The organism is Zoogloea sp., from assembly GCF_028689785.1.
Classification (GTDB): Bacteria; Pseudomonadota; Gammaproteobacteria; order Burkholderiales; family Rhodocyclaceae; genus Zoogloea.
In genome coordinates, this window is record NZ_JAQVCN010000009.1 from 53863 (window position 1) to 72844 (window position 18982).

At 66.1% G+C, this 18982-nt stretch carries 17 protein-coding genes; all 17 read left to right on the plus strand.

The genetic code is table 11. The annotated features are described in order from the left end of the window. Positions 1 to 59 precede the first annotated feature (59 nt). The 17 genes from tssC to PHI64_RS06740 all read left to right on the plus strand — a co-directional run bounded on the left by tssC (position 60) and on the right by PHI64_RS06740 (position 18957). The gene (gene tssC / locus PHI64_RS06660) at positions 60 to 1553 is read left to right on the plus strand and encodes a type VI secretion system contractile sheath large subunit (protein ID WP_299880495.1); all 1494 of its coding nucleotides are present in this window, start codon (positions 60 to 62) and stop codon (positions 1551 to 1553) included. Positions 1554 to 1688: 135 nt separating this feature from the next. Next, on the plus strand, positions 1689 to 2171 hold the full coding sequence (locus tag PHI64_RS06665) for a type VI secretion system tube protein Hcp (protein WP_299880498.1): 483 nt from the start codon (positions 1689 to 1691) through the stop codon (positions 2169 to 2171). Positions 2172 to 2269: 98 nt separating this feature from the next. Continuing rightward, positions 2270 to 2764 carry a type VI secretion system tube protein Hcp gene (locus PHI64_RS06670; RefSeq protein WP_299880501.1) on the plus strand — a complete coding sequence of 165 codons (495 nt, stop codon included), beginning with the start codon at positions 2270 to 2272 and terminating at the stop codon, positions 2762 to 2764. A gap of 58 nt (positions 2765 to 2822) precedes the next feature. Then, positions 2823 to 3656: a type VI secretion system accessory protein TagJ gene (locus tag PHI64_RS06675; protein WP_299880504.1), complete on the plus strand. Its 834-nt coding sequence runs from the start codon at positions 2823 to 2825 to the stop codon at positions 3654 to 3656. Further along, positions 3649 to 4158, plus strand: coding sequence for a type VI secretion system baseplate subunit TssE (tssE, locus tag PHI64_RS06680; RefSeq protein ID WP_299880507.1), 510 nt, complete (start codon positions 3649 to 3651; stop codon positions 4156 to 4158). The genes PHI64_RS06675 and tssE overlap by 8 nt, the downstream gene beginning before the upstream one ends. A gap of 7 nt (positions 4159 to 4165) precedes the next feature. After that, positions 4166 to 6040, plus strand: a complete 1875-nt coding sequence (gene tssF / locus PHI64_RS06685; protein ID WP_299880510.1) for a type VI secretion system baseplate subunit TssF — start codon at positions 4166 to 4168, stop codon at positions 6038 to 6040. A gap of 14 nt (positions 6041 to 6054) precedes the next feature. Continuing rightward, positions 6055 to 7104 (plus strand): type VI secretion system baseplate subunit TssG, encoded by a 1050-nt coding sequence (gene tssG / locus PHI64_RS06690; protein WP_299880514.1) that lies wholly within the window; start codon positions 6055 to 6057, stop codon positions 7102 to 7104. 13 nt (positions 7105 to 7117) lie between these two features. Next, positions 7118 to 9844, plus strand: coding sequence for a type VI secretion system ATPase TssH (gene tssH / locus PHI64_RS06695; RefSeq protein WP_299880517.1), 2727 nt, complete (start codon positions 7118 to 7120; stop codon positions 9842 to 9844). 30 nt (positions 9845 to 9874) lie between these two features. Beyond that, a complete protein-coding gene (locus PHI64_RS06700; RefSeq protein WP_299880520.1) occupies positions 9875 to 11215 on the plus strand; it encodes a tetratricopeptide repeat protein in 1341 nt (446 codons plus the stop codon). 10 nt (positions 11216 to 11225) lie between these two features. After that, a complete protein-coding gene (tssI, locus tag PHI64_RS06705) occupies positions 11226 to 13289 on the plus strand; it encodes a type VI secretion system Vgr family protein (RefSeq protein ID WP_299880522.1) in 2064 nt (687 codons plus the stop codon). Between the two features lie 5 nt (positions 13290 to 13294). Beyond that, entirely contained in the window at positions 13295 to 14311 is a 1017-nt protein-coding gene (locus PHI64_RS06710) for a DUF2169 domain-containing protein (protein WP_299880525.1), read from the plus strand. Continuing rightward, positions 14308 to 15363, plus strand: coding sequence for a beta-ketoacyl synthase N-terminal-like domain-containing protein (locus tag PHI64_RS06715; protein WP_299880528.1), 1056 nt, complete (start codon positions 14308 to 14310; stop codon positions 15361 to 15363). The genes PHI64_RS06710 and PHI64_RS06715 overlap by 4 nt, the downstream gene beginning before the upstream one ends. A gap of 64 nt (positions 15364 to 15427) precedes the next feature. After that, positions 15428 to 15754 (plus strand): DUF4150 domain-containing protein, encoded by a 327-nt coding sequence (locus PHI64_RS06720; RefSeq protein ID WP_299880531.1) that lies wholly within the window; start codon positions 15428 to 15430, stop codon positions 15752 to 15754. 4 nt (positions 15755 to 15758) lie between these two features. After that, complete coding sequence (locus PHI64_RS06725) at positions 15759 to 16661, plus strand: AHH domain-containing protein (protein WP_299880534.1); 903 nt, start codon at positions 15759 to 15761, stop codon at positions 16659 to 16661. Between the two features lie 22 nt (positions 16662 to 16683). Then, entirely contained in the window at positions 16684 to 17259 is a 576-nt protein-coding gene (locus PHI64_RS06730; protein ID WP_299880539.1) for a DUF1629 domain-containing protein, read from the plus strand. A gap of 45 nt (positions 17260 to 17304) precedes the next feature. Next, a complete protein-coding gene (locus PHI64_RS06735; protein ID WP_299880542.1) occupies positions 17305 to 17733 on the plus strand; it encodes a hypothetical protein in 429 nt (142 codons plus the stop codon). Positions 17734 to 17904: 171 nt separating this feature from the next. After that, on the plus strand, positions 17905 to 18957 hold the full coding sequence (locus PHI64_RS06740; RefSeq protein ID WP_299880545.1) for a hypothetical protein: 1053 nt from the start codon (positions 17905 to 17907) through the stop codon (positions 18955 to 18957). Positions 18958 to 18982: the final 25 nt, after the last annotated feature.

Genomic DNA, 18982 nt, shown 5'->3' on the forward strand with positions numbered 1-18982 from the left:
CCCGCTGCGCGTCATCACCCCCGCGCGCCACTACCCAATAACAACCGGAGAATATGAGCATGGTCGATCCGCAACTTCAGGCCGACGCCAAGGGCGTTGCCGGGGCAGAAAGCAGCGAATTCGCATCGCTGCTGCAAAGGGAGTTCAAGCCGAAGTCCGAAGAGGCACGGGATGCTGTCGTCAAGGCCGTTGAGACCCTCGCGAAACAGGCGCTTTCCCAGACCCAGCTGGTGGGCAATGATGTCGTCAAGTCCATCGAGGCGATGATCGCCCAACTCGACAAGAAGCTCTCGGAACAGATCAACCTGATCATGCACAACTCCAGCTTCCAGAAGCTGGAGGGGGCATGGCGCGGGCTTCATTACCTCGTCAATAACACCGAAACCGACGAGATGCTGAAGATCCGGGTGATGAACATCACCAAGTCGGAGCTGCACAAGAACCTGAAGCGCTTCAAAGGCACGGCCTGGGACCAGAGCCCGGTGTTCAAGCGCATCTATGAGGAAGAGTACGGTCAGTTTGGCGGCGAGCCCTTTGGTTGCCTGGTTGGCGACTACTACTTTGATCAGACACCGCCCGACGTGGAACTGCTTGGTGAAATGGCCAAGATCTCGGCTTCCGCCCACGCCCCCTTCATTGCCGCCGCCAGCCCGGCGCTGATGCAGATGGATTCCTGGCAGGAACTCGCCAACCCGCGGGATCTCACCAAGATCTTCGGCACCCCCGAATACGCCGCCTGGCGTTCCTTGCGGGAGAGCGACGACGCACGCTACATCGGCCTCGCCGCGCCGCGTTTCCTGGCCCGGGTGCCGTATGGCGCAAGGACCAACCCGGTGGACGAGTTTGCCTTCGAGGAAGATACCGGCGCCGCAGACCACAGCAAGTACACCTGGGCCAACTCGGCCTACGCCATGGCGGTCAATATCAACCGCTCGTTCAAATATTACGGCTGGTGTTCGCGGATCCGCGGCATCGAGTCGGGAGGGGCAGTCGAGGGGCTACCGGTGCATTCCTTCCCCACCGATGACGGTGGTGTGGACATGAAGTGCCCCACGGAGATCGCCATCAGCGACCGGCGTGAGGCGGAGCTGGCCAAGAACGGCTTCATGCCCTTGGTGCATAAGAAGAACTCTGATTTCGCCGCCTTCATCGGTGCCCAGTCGTTGCACAAGCCGGCCGAGTACGATGATCCCGATGCCACGGCCAATGCCAATCTGGCGGCACGCCTCCCGTATCTGTTTGCCTGCTGCCGCTTTGCCCATTATCTGAAGTGCATCGTGCGTGACAAGATTGGTTCGTTCAAGGAGCGCGACGACATGGAGCGTTGGCTGAAGGACTGGATCATGAACTACGTGGATGGGGATCCGGCCCATTCATCGGAAGAGACCAAGGCCCGGCGCCCCCTGGCGGCGGCGGAGATCGTGGTGGAGGAGGTGGAAGGCAACCCGGGTTACTACACCTCGAAGTTCTTCCTCCGCCCGCATTACCAGCTGGAAGGCCTGACCGTGTCCCTCAGGCTGGTGTCCAAGCTGCCTTCCCAGAAGGCAGCCTGACGGAACTCGAGAGGCGGGGGGTATCCCCGCCCAAGGGGTGAAGCGAGAGGCGGATGCCGGATCGGGGGGGAAGTGGGTTCCGTCTCCATCCTGGCTTTTTGTGGATCACAATTTAGCGGAGCGCGGAGGTAGATCATGGCAGTCGATATGTTTTTCAAACTCACCGGCATTGAGGGTGAGTCCAAGGACGACAAGCACGAGAAGGAAATTGACGTGCTGGCCTGGAGCTGGGGACTTTCCCAGAGCGGCAACACCCATGTGAGTACTGGCAGTGGTGCCGGCAAGGTGAACGTGCAGAACCTGAGCTTCACCAAATGGGTGGATTCGGCGTCCACTCCGCTCATCCTTTCCTGCTGCAAGGGTACGCACATCAAGGAAGCCAAGCTCACGGTGCGCAAGGCGGGCGATCAGCCCCTCGAATACATCAAGATCACCCTCAATGATGTGCTTGTGTCTTCGGTACAGACAGGGGGCAGTGGTGGCGAAGATCGTCTGACCGAGAACGTGACGCTGAACTTCGGCAAGTTCAAGGTTGAATACACTCCGCAGGATGCCAAGGGTGCTGGCGGAGGTGCGAAGACGGCGGCGTGGGACATTCCCGCCAACAAACCGGCTTGATGATCGGGCTGCCCCGGACTGATTGCGCTCCGGGGCGGGCCTGGCGGCCCTTGCGGCCGCCTCATGCATGAGATCCAGACACGCGTTCGGGAGCGGCCATGGCCATCTGCGACATGTTTTTGAAGGTCGAGTCTGCACGTCAGGGGCCGATCAAGGGTGAAAGCGGTGATTCCAAGCACGCCGGAGAGATCGAGGTGATCGCCTGGTCCTGGGGCATGGAATGCGAGGGGGACTGGTATCAGAACAAGGCCTCCCGGGAGGGCGGGCGCACCACCATCCACGAACTGCAGATCACCAAGCGTGTGGATGCAGCGTCGACGGGCCTGATGGCGGCCCTGCGTCGCAACGATCCGATCAAGAAGGCGGTGCTCAGCGTACGCAAGGCATCCGGTGAAACCGGCCTCGACTACCTGACCGTAACCATCGAACGGGGGCGGGTCACCGGGCACCGCATCGTTGGATCCGGCTCTCCGGAGCTGATCGAAGAAGTCCGCTTTGCCTTCCAGAAGGTCAACGTGGAATACCGGCAGCAGGACAAGGGCGGCTCGGGCAAGGGCGTGTGCAGCTTCGAAACCGAGATCGATCAGGCCTGAGCCCGTCAGGGGTGCTGCGCGCGGCCGCAATCAAGATGCACATTTCAGGAGCACCTCAATGAATGCAGTGAAGAATGCCGAGAGTGCTCTTCAGCAGGGCGAGCCGGCTCAGGCGCTCAAGCTCTTGCAGGACGGTGTCCGCGCCAATCCTGCAGACGCGCGCCTGCGCGTTTTCCTGTTTCAGCTCCTGTCCGTTCTCGGGCAGTGGGAGCGGGCGCTCAATCAGCTGAGCGTGGCGGCCGAGCTGGATGCCGCGGCGCTGCCCATGGCTCAGACCTACCGGGAGGCCATCCGGTGCGAGTCCCTGCGCAACGAGGTGTTTGCCGGGCGTAAGGTGCCCATGATCTTCGGCCAGCCCGACACCTGGCTGGCGCTGCTGATCGAATCCCTGCTCACGGCTGGCAAAGGTGATCAGGAGGGGGCCGAGCGCTTGCGCCAGAAGGCGTTCGATGCCGCACCGGCAAGCTCCGGTACCCTCGACGGAGAGGCCTTTGCGTGGCTTGCCGATGCCGACATGCGCCTCGGCCCGGTGTGTGAGGCGGTCATCAATGGCCGCTATTACTGGCTGCCCTACACCAATCTGCGTCGCATCCAGTTTGATGAGCCTGCCGATCTGCGCGATGTGGTCTGGACCCCGGTCCATTTTGAGTTCGTCAATGGCGGCGAAAGTGTCGGCCTGATCCCGACTCGCTACCCGGGCAGTGAGCTGTCCGCCGAACCCCTCGTCCAGCTGGCGCGTCGCACCGAATGTTTCGAGGCGCTGCCGGGCGTGTTTCACGGCAGCGGCCAGCGCATCCTGAGCACCGATGGCGGTGACAAGGCCCTGATGGATGTGCGCCTGATCGAGTTTGATGCCGTGCCGGAAGCGGGCACGGAGCCTGCGGATGACTGAGCTGGTGCCGCGGGAGCGGCTTCAGCCGTCCTTGCTGGATCGACTGACCGATGACGATCCGGGGAGTGTGCAGGAGCCGGTCGAGCGCCGTGTGCTCAGCAGAAGCCAGATGCGCGCGGCTGTCCTGCGGGATCTGACCGCCCTGCTGAACTGCACCCGCTTGAGCGACAAGGACAATCTTCTCGCCGCTGCGCCCCATGCAGGAAATTCGGTGCTCAACTACGGGGTGCCTTCGTTTTCCGGAGAAACGGCGGCTTCCATCGCGGTTAGCGACATTGAACGGGCCGTCAGGGACGCCATCATCCGATTCGAACCGCGCATCCTGCCGGACTCCCTCCTGGTCACGGCGATTCTCGACGACAACATGCTCGACTGGCACAACCTCGTCAGCTTGAAGATATCGGGCCTGCTGTGGGCCCAGCCCGTGCCCCTCGAGATGCTCATCAGGACCACCCTGGATCTGGAAACCGGACAGGTCGAACTGTTCGAACTGAGCAAATGAAGTCCGCATGAATCCTCGGCTGCTGCATCTCTACAATCAGGAACTTCGCCATCTGCGGGAGATGGGGAGCGAGTTCGCGGAGGAGTTCCCGAAGATTGCCAGCCGTCTGTCGATGGATGGCATCGAAGTCGCCGACCCTTACGTCGAACGTCTGCTCGAAGGGGCGGCCTTCCTCGCTGCGCGCGTCCAGCTGAAGCTCGAAGCCGAGTTTCCACGCTTTACCCACCACTTGCTGGAGATGGTGCATCCCCATTTCCTGTCGCCCACGCCGGCGATGGCGATCGCCCAGTTCCAGCCTATCCTGTCCGACGCAAACCTGGCCGAGGGCTTCGTCATCAAGCGGGGGAGTGCGCTGCAGACCGCCTCGGTTGCGCGGGATGGTAGCGCCTGCACCTTCACCACGGCCCGGGACGTCAGCCTGTGGCCCATCGAAGTGGTGGAGGCGCGTTATTTCAGCGCCGCCACCGACCTGCCCCTGCCGTCGCCAGACATCGCCCGCAAGTTCCGCGGTGGCGTGCGCATTCGGCTGCGCAGCACCGCAGGGCTGCGCTTCGATCAGCTCCGGGTGGAGCAGTTGCGCTTCTGCCTCGGCGGTGCCGACGAAACAGCCTACCGGCTCCTGGAGTGCATTGGCGGCAAGCCGCTGGGCGTCATGGTCACTGGCGTCGACCGGCCCATCCGCAACCGCCATTTTCTGGCCGGCTCCTGCCTGACCCTGGCGGGTTACGCTGACGACGAAGCCCTGCTGCCGTCCACGCCCCGGGGGTTCAGTGGCCACCGCCTTATCCACGAATACTTCGCCTTCCCCCAGCGCTTCCTGTTCTTCGACATCTCGGGCCTTGCCGCGGTGCTGTCGCGCATGCCGGTGAGCGAACTGGAGCTGCACCTGCTCTTCTCCAAAGGAGACGCGACCCTGGAGAGTCAGGTTGATGCGGGGAACTTCCTGCTCAACGCCACGCCGGTCATCAATCTCTTCCAGCGGCGGGCGGACCGGATTCATGTCACCACCGGTGAATACGAGTTCCATGTGATGCCCGATCGAACCCGGGCCATGGACTTCGAGGTCTACGACGTGCTGTCCCTCACCGGCTTCAGCTCCGGTGCGGAAAGGGAGCAGAACTTCGTCAGCTTCTACGAAAGCCATCACGGCTGGGATGCGGGGGCCCAAGGCTATTTCACCCTCCGTCGCGAGCCGCGGCTGCTGTCCGAGCGGCAGCGTCGCATCGGCACCCGGACCCGCTACACGGGTAGCGAGACCTTCGTCTCCATCGTGGATTCAGCCGAAGCGCCCTACAGCCCCGACCTGCGCCAGCTGGCGGCGACCATCCTGTGCACCAACCGGGATCTGCCCATACTGCTCAACCTGGGGGGGCAGGGCAGTGATTTCGCCCTGGACGTATCTGCGCCCATCGAGGGGGTGCGCTGCGTGCGCGGGCCCTCCATGCCCGCCGCACCGGTGGCCGATGGGCCCCAGGCCTGGAAGTGCATCAGCCTGCTCTCCCTCAACTATCTGTCGTTGCTGGACAGCGACAGCGCCAAGGGCGCAGCGGCCCTGCGGGAAATGCTCGGGCTCTACGGCGGCAGCAAGGATCTGAGCGTCCGGCGGCAGATCGAGGGGCTGCGCTCGGTGCACGCCGTGCCCTTCTCCACGCGCCTCCCGATGGCCGGGCCACCCTGTTTCGGGCGAGGCATCGACATCGCGGTGGAGGTGGACGAACTGGCCTTCGAGGGCGGCAGTGCCTTCCTGCTTGGTTCGGTACTTGAGCATTTCTTTGCCCGCTATGTGTCTATCAACAGCTTCACGCGGACCAGGCTGCGCTCCCTGACCCGTGGTGAGGTCATGAGCTGGGAGGTCCGATGCGGGCTTCGCCCGATCTTCTAAGCTTGCTGGAGTCCATGACCCGGGAGCCCTGGGCATGGGATTTCTACCAGGCCTTGCGCCGTCTCGATGCGCTCAATGCGGACGCGCCTCGCATCGGTCTCGGGCGTAGCCCCGGCGAAGAGCCGATACGCCTCGGGCAGGACCCCGACCTCACTTTTGCCCCGGCGTCACTGGCGGCTGTCGCCCCGCCCAAGGGGCGGCGGCCGAATCGCCTGGAAGTGCGTTTTTTCGGCATGCTCGGCCCCAACGGGCCTTTGCCGCGACATCTCACCGAGCATGCCCGCAACCGTCTGCTGCATGGTGGCGATGCCAGCTTCGCGCGCTTCCTGGATGTCTTCCATCACCGTTTCCTGAGCCTTTTCTACCGCGCCTGGGCGCAGGCCCAGCCGACAGTCAGCCTCGACCGGCCCGACGACGATCCCTTCGGGGGTTATCTGGGGGCCCTGGCCGGCATCGGCTTGTCCGAGCTGCGCGACCGGGATGCGCTGCCCGACTTTGCCAAGCTCGCCCATACCGGCCACCTGAGTCGCCAGATCCGCAATGCGGAAGGGCTGGCCAAGCTGGTGGCGGCCTACTTCCGCTGCGAGGTGCAGGTCGAGCAGTTTGTCGGCCACTGGATCGTGCTCGACGAGGGCGATCGCCTGGTTCTCGGCACCGGGCGCCAGGCTCTCGGCCAGGGGGCGGTGGTCGGCGCCCGGGTTTGGGACAGGCAGCACAAGTTCCGCCTGCGTATCGGCCCTCTGGCGGGCGATGCCTACGCATCGCTGCTGCCAGGTGGCGCGGGTATCCGGGCGCTGGCGGCCTGCGTGCACAACTACGTGAATCTGGAGTTTTTCTGGGACGCTCGGCTGGTGCTTGCCGCCGCGGACGTCCCGCATGCACGGCTCGATGGTCGGGTGCGCCTGGGCTATTCGTCCTGGCTGGGCGGACGGGATGCCTCCCGCGATGCCGACGACCTCGTGCTCGACGTGGAGCGGGTGCTGGGGCGCCCCGCTTCGCCGTCCGGTGGCAGCAATCCACGCAGTTCAGCCGCCGATCGATTCCCTGCAGCCCAGTCAGCCTAATTGAAAGGTCGGTATGAGCGAGATCAGTCGTGTTGCGCTATTCGGCAAACTCAACAACGTGGCCTACAAGGCCATCGAGGGTGCCACCGTATTTTGCAAGCTGCGGGGCAACCCCTATGTCGAGCTGGTGCACTGGATCGCCCAGATCGTTCAGGCGGAGAACACAGACATCCACTGCATCGTGCGTCATTTCGAGATCGATGCGTCGCGTCTGTCGGCGGACATCACCGCAGCCCTGGACAAGCTGCCACGGGGCGCGACCGCCATTTCGGACCTCTCCGAGCACGTCATGGACATCTGTGAGCGCGGCTGGGTCTATGGTTCGCTGATGTACGGCGAGGGCGCCATCCGCACCGGCCATCTGATCGTCGGAGCGCTCAAGACGCCGCGCCTGTTCAATGTGCTGCTGGGCATCTCGCGCCAGTTCGAGCGCATCCGCGCCGACACCCTGGCCGATGAGTTCGCCGCCATCGTGGCCTCGTCCGCCGAAGAGGCCCTGTCGGTGCCCGGCAACTCCGGCCAGCCTGGCGAGGCCAGCGACGCCCTGGCGCCGGCCTCGATGGGCAAGCAGGAGGCCCTCAAGCGCTTCACCTCCGACCTCACCGCCCAGGCGCGGGAGGCCAAGATGGACCCCATCGTCGGGCGTGACGAGGAGATCCGCCAGCTCATCGACATCCTGATGCGGCGGCGCCAGAACAACCCCATCCTGGTCGGCGAGGCCGGCGTGGGCAAGACCGCGGTGGTGGAGGGCTTCGCCCAGCGCATCGTGCGTGGCGATGTGCCGCCGTCCCTCAAGGACGTGGAGCTGCGGGCCCTCGACGTGGGCCTGCTGCAGGCCGGGGCCAGCATGAAGGGCGAGTTCGAGCAGCGCCTGCGGGCGGTGATCGACGAAGTCCAGGCCAGCCCCAAGGCCATCATCCTGTTCATCGACGAGACCCACACGCTGGTCGGCGCCGGGGGCGCGGCAGGCACCGGCGATGCGGCCAATCTGCTCAAGCCGGCCCTGGCCCGCGGCCAGCTGCGCACCATCGGCGCCACCACCTGGGCCGAATACAAGAAATACATCGAGAAGGACCCGGCCCTGACCCGGCGCTTCCAGGCCGTGCAGGTGGATGAGCCGGACGAGCGCCGCGCCATCCTGATGATGCGCGGGGTCGCCTCCACCATGGAGAAGCACCACAAGGTACAGATCCTCGACGAGGCCCTGGAGGCGGCGGTGCGCCTGTCCCACCGCTACATTCCGGCGCGGCAGCTGCCCGACAAGTCGGTCAGCCTTCTGGATACCGCCTGTGCGCGGGTGGCGGTCAGCCTGCATGCCACGCCGGCCGAGGTGGACGATTGCCGCAAGCGCATCGAGGCCCTCGAAACCGAGGCGCAGATCATCGGCCGCGAGAAGGCGGTGGGCATCGATGTGGCCCAGCGTGAAGCCGAGGTGAGCGTCGCCCTGGAGGCGGAGCGGGCGCGCCTGGAAGAGCTGGAAGCCCGCTGGAAGCGCGAGAAGGAACTGGTAGACGAGCTGCTGGCCCTGCGCGCGCGCCTGCGCGGAGGCGCCCAGCCGGTCGAGGGGACCGGCAGCGCGCTGGAGGCGGCGGCCGGCGAAGTGGCCGAAGCCGATCCGGCGGCCCAATCCAGCGCCCCGAATGAGACCGAGCGGAGCGAACTGCTGGCACGGCTCGGCGAGGTGCAGACCGCCCTGGCCGAGGTGCAGGGCGAAAACCCCCTGATCCTCGCCACCGTCGACTACCAGGCCACCGCCAGCGTGGTGGGCGACTGGACCGGGATCCCGGTGGGGCGGATGGCCCGCAACGAAGTGGAGACCATCCTCAAGCTGGCCTCCGCGCTGGGCGAACGGGTGGTCGGCCAGGATCACGCCATGGAGATGATCGCCAAGCGCATCCAGACCTCCCGCGCCGGGCTCGACAATCCGAGCAAGCCGATCGGCGTCTTCATGCTCGCCGGCACCTCCGGCGTGGGCAAGACCGAGACCGCGCTGGCCCTGGCCGAGGCCTTGTACGGCGGCGAGCAGAACCTGATCACCATCAACATGAGCGAGTACCAGGAGGCCCACACCGTCTCCACCCTCAAGGGCGCGCCGCCGGGCTATGTGGGCTACGGCGAGGGTGGCGTCCTCACCGAGGCAGTGCGCCGCAAGCCTTATTCCGTGGTGCTGCTGGACGAGGTGGAGAAAGCCCACCCGGACGTGCATGAAATCTTCTTCCAGGTCTTCGACAAGGGCTTCATGGAAGACGGGGAGGGGCGCTTCATCGATTTCAAGAACACCCTGATCCTGCTCACCACCAACGCCGGCACCGATCTGATCTCGTCCATGTGCCGCGACCCGGAGCTGATGCCGGAGCCCGACGGCCTGGCCAAGAGTCTGCGCGAGCCGCTGCTCAAGATCTTCCCGCCGGCCCTGCTCGGCCGCCTCGTGGTGATTCCCTACTACCCCCTGTCGGACGAGATGCTCGGGCGCATCGTCAGCCTGCAGCTCAATCGCATCAAGGCCCGGGTCGAGGCGCGCTACCGGATCCCCTTCGAGTACACCGACGAGGTGCGCAAGCTGGTGGTGTCGCGCTGCACCGAGAGCGAATCGGGTGGCCGCATGATCGATGCCATCCTCACCAACACCCTGCTGCCCGACCTGAGCCGGGAGTTCCTGACCCGCACCATGGAGGGGCGTCCGGTGGCTGCCGTGCGGATCGGGGTGGTGGATGGCGGTTTCAGCTACGCCTTTGAATGAGCATGCCCTTGAACGCGAAGCGCTAAAGCCATGACTGCCGACATCGACACCGAGCTGGATGCCCCCGCCGAGCTGAGCCTGGGAGAAGCCCTGGGCCTGGCCCTCAGGCTGCATCGTGAAAAGGCCTACGAGGGGGCAGAGGCCTTGTACCGGCGAATCATCGAAGCCGCCCCCGAACTGGCGGATGCCCATCATTTCCTCGGCGTGCTGTGTCACGAAAGTGGCCGCAGCGCAGAGGGCATCGCCCTGATCCAGCGGGCGATCGAGCTGGTGCCGGATTTTCCGGGGTTCCATAACAATCTCGGCAACATCCACATGCAGTGCGGGCAGCTGGCAGAGGCCACCGCCTGCTATGGGCGCGCCATTCAGCTCGCACCGGACGACGCCGACCTGCATAACAACCATGGCGCGCTGCTGAAGGCCGAAAAGCGTTTCGAAGAGGCCGCGGCCAGTTTTCAGCGCGCCATGGGGCTCGATCCGGGCAACGTCCGGGCCTACAACAACATGGGTCTGCTGCATGCCGCCCAGGGGCAGACGGCGGAGGCGATCCGCTATTACTGCGAGTCCATCGGCCGGATTCCCGGGCACCCGGAGGCCCACAAGCTGCTCGGTCTGACCTACTACTCCCTCGGTCGTCACGAGGAGGCGGCAGAGGTGTTCCGGCAATGGGTCGAGGTGGCACCCGAGCATCCGGTGGCACGCCACATGTATGCCGCCTGTTCGGGCCAGGGTGTGCCGGAGCGGGCCGCCGACGATTACGTGGAGTACACCTTCGATCGCTTCGCTTCGAGTTTCGAGGAGCAGCTCAATCTCAAGCTGTCTTACCAGGCTCCCCAGTTGTGCGCCTCGGCGCTCACCCGCCAGGCGGGGGCGCGGCGCGGCCTGGATCTGCTCGATGCAGGTTGTGGCACCGGCCTGTGCGGCCCGCTGGTCGCGCCCCTGTGTGATCGTCTGGTCGGTGTGGATCTCTCCGGCGGCATGCTGGAGCTGGCCGCCACCAAGGGCGTCTACACCGAGCTGGCCAAGGCCGAGCTCACCGAGTTCCTGCTCGGCCAGGGCGAAGTGTGGGACGTGATCATGTCCGCCGATACCCTGTGCTATTTCGGTGACCTGCGGCGGGTCGTGGCCGCTGCGGCGGGGGGGCTGAAGGCTGACGGACTGCTGGTGTTTACCGTCGAGCAGGTGGACGATGGCACGCCGCCAGAGGGTTTCCGGATCAATCCCCATGGCCGCTACAGCCATACCCGCGGGCACGTGGAAGAGGTGGTCCGGGCGGCCGGGCTCGCCCTGCTGGAGGCGGGCGAGGACAGCCTGCGGACTGAAGGGGGCAAGCCCGTGCAGGGGCTGGTCGTGGTGGCACGCAAGCCTTGAGGGAGATGTCATGGAACAACTGATGGAGATCACGTCCCCGTTCGGGGATGCCGTGCGCTTCGAAACGATGCAGGCCCGGGAAGAGTTGGGGCGGCTTGCCGAGTACGACATCACGGTGCTGTCCGCCAAGGAAACCCTGCTGCCCAAGGACATTCTCGGGCAGGGCGTGACGGTGATCCACAATGGCCTGGAGGCCGGGCCGCGGCATTTCAATGCCTGCGTGACGCGCTTCGGCCTGGTGGGGGTGGAGGGGCGCTACTTCCGCTATCGCATCGTGGCCCACGCCTGGCTGTGGCTGCTGACGCGCAGCGCCGATTGCCGGATTTTCCAGAACAAGTCGGTGCCCGATATCGTCCGCGACATCTTCGGCAAGTACCCCGATGCCAGCTTCGACTTTCGCCTGACCGGCAGCTATGCGCCCCTCGAATACTGCGTGCAGTACCGGGAGAGCGATTTCGATTTCGTCAGCCGACTGCTGGAAACCGAGGGCATCTACTACTTCCTCAAGCACGTGCCGGGCAAGCACACGGTGGTGCTGTGCGACTCCATCAGCGCCCACAAGCCGGTGGTCGGTCATCCGTCCATCCGCTTTCTGCCCGAAGGCGGGCGCGGCCGGGCCGAGAACAAGACCATCGGCCAGTGGATGAGCGCCCGGGAGATCCGCACCGGCATGACCGAGCTGGATGACTACGATTTCGAGCGTCCCTCCCTGGATCTGAAGAAGTCCAGCAAGGTGTCCTCCAGCGATGGGGGGGCGAAGTTCGAGGTCTACGATTACCCCGGCGACTATTTGCGCACCGCCGATGGCGAGCGCTACGTGAAGACCCGCCTGGAGGCTCTGCGCGTCCCCTACGAGGTGATGGAGGGGCGCAGCGGCGTGGTGGAGATCGCCAGCGGCGCCACCTTCACCCTGCAGGAGCACCCCCGCGATGACCAGAACCGGGAATACCTGGTGGTGTCGGCGGAGTACGACATGGTCCATGGTGGGCACGAAACCGGTACCGGGCAGGGCTCCAGCCACAGCTGCCGCTTCACCGTGATGCCCACCGCCGAGGTCTTCCGGCCCGAGCGCCGCACACCCCGGGCCATCGTGCGCGGGCCGCAGACCGCCGTGGTGGTGGGGCCGGCCGGCGAAGAGATCTACACCGACAAGTACGGGCGGGTGAAGGTCCAGTTCCACTGGGACCGCCTCGGCCGCAAGGACGAGAACGCCTCCTGCTGGGTGCGCGTGTCCCACCCCTGGGCCGGCAAGAACTGGGGCATGGTGGCGTTGCCGCGCATTGGTCAGGAGGTCATCGTGGACTTCCTGGAGGGCAACCCGGACCGGCCGATCATCACCGGCCGGGTCTATAACGCAGAGCAGATGCCGCCCTACGCCCTGCCGGCCAACATGACCCAGACCGGTATCAAGACCCGCTCCAGCAAGGGCGGCTCCCCGGCCAACTTCAACGAGCTCCGCTTCGAGGACAAGAAGGGCGAAGAGCAGGTCTATGTTCACGCTGAGCGCAATTTCGATGGTGTCATCGAAAACTGCGAGACCCGCTCCATCGGGGTGGACCGCTCCAAGACCGTCGGCCACGATGAGACGGTGTCGGTGGGCCACGACCGCAGTGAATCGGTGCAGAACAACGAATCCATCACCATTGGCGTCAATCGCGACCTGGCGGTGGGGGCGGATGCCAGCACCTCGGTGGGGTCCAACCGCAGCATCACGGTGGGATCCAACGAAAGCCACGACGTGGGCGGGCGCCGCGATCGCAGGGTGGGTGGCGACGAGCACGTGGACATCGGCGCCAATCTCGCCGAGACGATAGGCAAGAACGTGACCCTCAGCATCGGCGAGAACCAGTCCGTGACGGTTGGGAAGGACGGGCGGGTCCAGCTCGGCAAGACCTACTATCTCGAGGCCGCCGACGCCATCACCTTCAAGACCGGCGACGCCTCCATCACCCTCAAGAAAGACGGCACCATCACCATCCAGGGGCGCGACATCGCCATCAAGGGCAGCGGCAAGGTGAGCGTCAAGGCCTCGGGCGAGGTGGCCATCAAGGGCATGAAGATCGCCAGCAACTGAGCCCGATGCTCCAGGTCATCAATACCACTCCCTATCCGGCCACGCTGGCGGTCTTCCCCGCGCCGAGTGGCGTCGAGTGCGCCTACGCCGCTGTGAAGATCAGTTACGACCTGTCCACCGGCGTGCCGCAGCTTGCCGCCAGCCAGGCGATGTTCCTCGCCAGCGACGTGTATTGGGGCGATACGGCCAGCACGTCCCTGCGCGCCGCGGCAGATCTGACCCTGCTCAAGCCCTCCACCGACGTGCTGCTGCTCGGTCGCGCGGTGGCGCCGGCTGGGCCGGTGGCGTGCATGGACGTCGCCTTGCGCGTCGGTGGTTTTGGTCGGCGTTTGCGGGTTTTCGGCGAGCGCAGCTGGCAGCGGGAGGGGGAGGGCTGGCGGCCTAGTGCTCCGCAGCCCTTCGAGCGCCTGCCTCTGCGCTGGGAGCTGGCCTTTGGCGGGCCGTCCCGGGGCCATCCCGAGCATCCGCCCGAATGCGAGCAGCGCAACCCGGTGGGGCGCGGTTTTGTGGCCAGTTGGGACAGTGATCCGGTTGGCTTGCCGCTGCCCTGCATCGAAGACCCGGACGCCCTGCTGCGCCATCCCCACGAGCGCCCCGAGCCGGCCGGCGTGGCGCCTGTGGCGCCAGGCTGGCTGGGGCGTGCCAGGTATGCCGGCACCTACGATGCGGCCTGGCAGAAGACCCGGGCGCCGTATCTTCCCCTCGACTTCGACCCCCGCTTCTTCCAGGCCGCCCCGCCCGGGTTGGTCGCGCCGGTGCGCCTGACGGGAGGGGAGGACGTGGCGCTGGAAGGGGTGACCGGGGGCGGGAAGGTCTGTTTCGCCTTGCCTCGCCCCGATCTGCACATGGCCTTCGATTTTGCCGGGCGCCACATGGCGGCTGAGCCGCTGCTCGATACCGTCCTCATCGAGCCGGACATGGCCCGCCTGCAGATGGTCTGGCGGGCCGAACTGGCGGTGGACAAGCACCTGCTCAAGCTGCGTGCCCTGCATGTGTCCGGCCAGCTGGAGAAGGCCCCATGAGCGCCGTCATCGCCGCCGCCGGCCTGGTGTGCCCGGCGGGTCTCGGTCTGGCGGAGAGTGCAGCCGGGGCACGGGCGCGACTGTCGGCCTTGCGCGAGATCGACTGGTGCGACCGACGCCTGGAGCGCTTCATCGTGGGCCGCGTGCCCGACCCGGGCCTGCCGGCCCTGGCGTCGGCGCTGGTCGACGCTCCCCTGCAGGCCCGCGAGGCCCGCATGCTGCGCCTGGCCCATGCCGCCCTGGTTGATGTGTATGCCGGGTTGCCTGCCGATCTGCCGGCGCCCCCGCTGCTCCTTGGCCTGCCGGAACATCACACCACCCTGCCCATCGATTCCGAACGCTTCCTCAAGCTGCTGGCAAATCAGGCTGGGGCGTGTTTCGACCCGGCGCTCAGCATTGCCGCGCCGCGCGGTCGGGCCAGCGGCCTGATGGCCCTGTCCCAGGCCGTGACGCGCATCGCCGCCGGGGAGGCTGGCCTGATCCTGGTGGGCGGGCTGGATTCCCTGGTGGATCTGTACGTGCTGGCGGCGCTGGACCGTGCCGGGCGGATTCGCGGGGAGACTGTCAGTGACGGCTTCAGCCCGGCGGAGGGGGCCGCCTTCCTGCTGGTGGCGAGCGAAGCAGAAGCCCGCCGCCACCGGCTGCCCGTGCTGGCGCGGATCGCAGCGACGGGGAGCGGCTTCGAGCCCGGGCATCTGTACGCCGACGAGCCCTACCTGGGGGACGGCCTGGCCGGTGTGGTCTCGGCTTGCCTCGACAACGCGGGCCTGGCGGCGCCGCTCCAGACCGTCTATTGCAGTTTCAACGGCGAGCGTTATTGGGCGCGGGAGTTTGGCGTGGCGCGCATCCGCAACGCTGCGGCCTTTGCCGACGAGGCCCGGATGGAGCACCCGGCCGAGTGCTTTGGCGACCTGGGGGCGGCCCACGGCGTGGCGCTGGCGGCGCTGGCCTGCCACGGCCTGGCTGGGGGCTATCGACCCGGCCCGGCTTTGGTCTATGCTTCTTCCGACAAGGGAGACCGGGCCGCGGTCATCTTCGAGCGCAGCAGCTGAGGGTCGGTCGATGCCATGCACTGTTCATAATATTGCCGGGTTCGCGCACAAGACCAGTGGTGGCATGAGCATGGTCTTTCCCGATGTCTGCAAGACCCCCGCACCGCCGGCCCCGCCCGTACCGATCCCGTATCCGAACATCGGCAAGTCCTCCGACACCATTGCCGGCACTACCACGGTCAAGGCTGACGGCTCGATGGTGATGGTGAAGGGCGCCAAGTACATGATGAGCATGGGGGACGAGCCGGGGACGCTGGGGGGCGTCATCAGCAGCACCTTCAAGCAGGAATGCGAGTTTCTGATGTACTCCTTCAATGTGATGCTCGACGGGAAGAACGTCTGCCGTCTGGGCGACCCCTTGTGGCACAACAAGAAGAACATTCTCGGGTGAGGGCATGACCGAACTTGCAGAATCCGTGATGATTGGCCTGATTGCCGATAGCGGCGATGTGCCCTGCCCCTTTGATCACGACGCCCCTGCCCCCGAGAAGGTCAATAACCAACTGGTGGGCAACGGCGGCACCCTGGGAAGCTACATGGAGGCGGGCAGCGGCACCACCCTGTACCCACCACTGAAGCGCAAGCTCAGGCCCGTGCCCTATCCCGAGCAGGCCGAGCGGGAGGTCACGGTGGGTGAGCACAGCTATCCGGTATGGTGCGCCGCCCATCACCTCATCCCGGCCCAGGCCTCCCTCAAGAAGGCCACCCAGCTCAAGCGTTTCATGGAAAAGGGGCGTGGCCCCAGCAAGTTGTGGAGCGATATCGGCTACGACGTGAATGGGCTGCAGAACGGCGTCTGGCTGCCGGGCAACTATGCCGTGGGGGGCATGGGTACGGGTGACTGGGTGGGGGCGCCCAGCGCCATGGACGGGGACGCCGAAGAGGGCAGCGTGCGCCGCCGCGCGGCACGCCGCAGTGCGTCGAGCACCAAGCTCGACGGCCTGCGCCACGAGATCGATCCGGACAACCGCAAGTGGCTGTATGTGGACAAGGCCACGCGCCTGGTGAATGCCCAGTTCCACGACGCCCACGTGGATTACAACAAGTTCGTGCTGGGCATCCTCAACAAGATCGGGGCGTCTTTGCAGGAGCGCAAGAAGAAGAACCTTGACGGCCTCGCCTGCCGCAAATGCGCCAAGCGCGAGGAGAAGATCGCCGAATATGGCATTCCCCCGCCCTTCAGCCTGATCAAGCGCCTGGACGGGGTGTCGGCGCGCCTGCGGTCTTACCTGAAGGGGCGGCGCGGGCATGCGATGGTGTTCACATCGCGCTGGGGAAAACTGATTGGCAAGGGCTGAATCGCCATAGCCGGAGTAGCCGATGACCGAACCATCCGCCGCGTTTTTCATGCTGGCCTGCCACAGCCCGGAGGAGGGCGACCACGCCCAGTACAGCTACGAGCCCGACGACGAGGAGCGCAGCTGGATCATGGGGCAGCCCTTTGACGCGCCACCCCCTGTGCCCGTGCCGGTGACCGTCGAGCCGGGGGAGGAGGGGCTGCAGCCGGAGCTGACCGACGTGCCCGTGCCGCTCATGTCCCGCCGGCTGGCCAAATGCCTGATGGCGGCGGGGGTGTCGAACATCGATTTCTATCCCGCCCGGGTGACGGAGCAGGCCAGCGGGTGCAGCCACGACGGGCTGCTGGCGTTCAACCTCATCGGCCTGGTGGCTGCGGCGGATCTGTCCCGCTCCACTTTCTCGGCGCCGGATGGCCCGCTGCTGTCGGTGGATTTCGACGGCCTGGCCATCGATCCCGCCAAAGCGGGGGCGGCCGACATGTTTCGCCTGGCCGAGTCGGTGAATGGCATCGTGGTGAGCCGGCGTGTCCGGCAGGCGATCCTCGATGCCGGCATCACCACCCTGGAGTTCATCCTGCCGGAGGACTGGGTCGGTTGAGCGCCGCTCATCGCCCGGTCTCCGCCCCGCTGTCTGGAGTTGTCCATGTCTGAAACCGCACGTGTCCTGGCCTTGCCCCATGAAGTCGACCCGCTGCCCCAGCGGGCCGAAGTGACCGCCCTGCTGGAGGGCGGGCTGATCCGGGTGCGCCTTTCGGGGGGCCGCGAATGGGATGCGGCCTGGCTCCAGGCCGGCAGCAACGCCTCGGTGGCGCTGGCCATCCATGACTGGGTCATCGTGCTGCCCCCTGCCGGCGGGCATCCCGCCGTGGTGATGGGGCGGATCGGCCCTTACAGCCCCCCGGCACCCCCGGCGCGGCTGTGCCTTGAGGCGACCGAAGTGCTGACCCTCAAATGCGGCGCCGCCGTGCTCGATCTTCGGGCCGATGGCAAGGCCGTGCTGCGCGGGGAGGATGTACTGATCCGCGCCCGGGGCCTGCAACGCATCAAGGCCGGCAGCGTTTCCATCAATTAGGCGATGCCCGTCGTCGCTCCCCTCACGCGCGCCTGGCGCTTCATTCCGGAGCGGGTCCTTACCCATCTGTAAGAGCTGGCCTACCTGTGGCAGCGGCGCCGTGCATCCATTCGCTCCGACAGCCTGACCCTGCGGGATTTCGCCTACCTCAACGAGAGAATCGAGGCGCACGTGCAGGGGGCCATGGTGGCCGGCGCGGCCCTCGACGACATTGCCGGCAGTGCGCTGGTGTCCTCCGACCGGGATGAGGTCTTTGCCATCGGCTGGGCCCTCCTGCGCGGCGCGGCGGATCACCAGGTCTCCCGCGTGCTTGAGGTCTTCCTGGAAACCAAGGGGGGCGGGCTGGCCGGGCTCGGGGAGGCGCTCACCCTGGTGCCCCTGGCATCCACGGAAGCCGCTTTGCGCGATGCCCTTACCCACGGGAATGCCCCCCAGGCGGCATGGGCCAGCCTTGCCTTGGCCCAGAAGGGGCGGCTCGAAGCTGATGCGGCCGGGCTGGCGGGCCTGTTGGTGCACGATCAGGGCTCTGTGGCGGAAGTAGCCTGGCGGGCGGCCCGGTGTGTGGATGCCCACCACACGGCGCAGCCGCGGCCCTATGCCGAAGCACTCCGTCATGCGGACCCGCTTGTGGTAGAGACGGCTGTCGAGACGGCCATCTGGACGGGGCAGCCCTGGGTGCTGGACACGCTGTGGCGTCTCGCCGCGGTGCCGGAGCGGCAGCCCTGGGCGCTGGGGTGGCTTGGGGCACTGGCGCCCCCTGACGGGCAGGCCGCCGTGCTTGCCCGGATCAGCGAGCAGCCTGCGGCGCAGCGCGGCCCCCTGGCAGCCCGCCTGGGCACCTGCCAGGCATTGGAGCAGGTGCACGTCTGGATGGCGTCGGATGATCCGCAGCTGGCCGCGTCGGCCCTGCGCGGCTGGAGCCGGATGACTGGGTTGAGTGCGGACGGTGCCCGGGTTGCTTCCCCCGCAGGTGACGATGAAAATCCGGTGTTCCAGGATCTTCGCGATGAACTTTTACTGCCTGACCTTGCAAAGGTCCGCCAGCTCCGGGATGAGCACGGCAAACGTTGGCAGGGTGGTGTACGCTGGTGCCGGGGGCACGACATCCGGGACAGCCTGAGCCGTGAGGCCCAGCGTTGGATCGACCTCGAAGCCCGCTGGGATTTTGGTGCCCGGGCCGCCCTGGCAGGGCAGGGGGTCATTCCGCCACCGCCGTCTGTCTGACACAATCGGATCTATCAGGATTAAA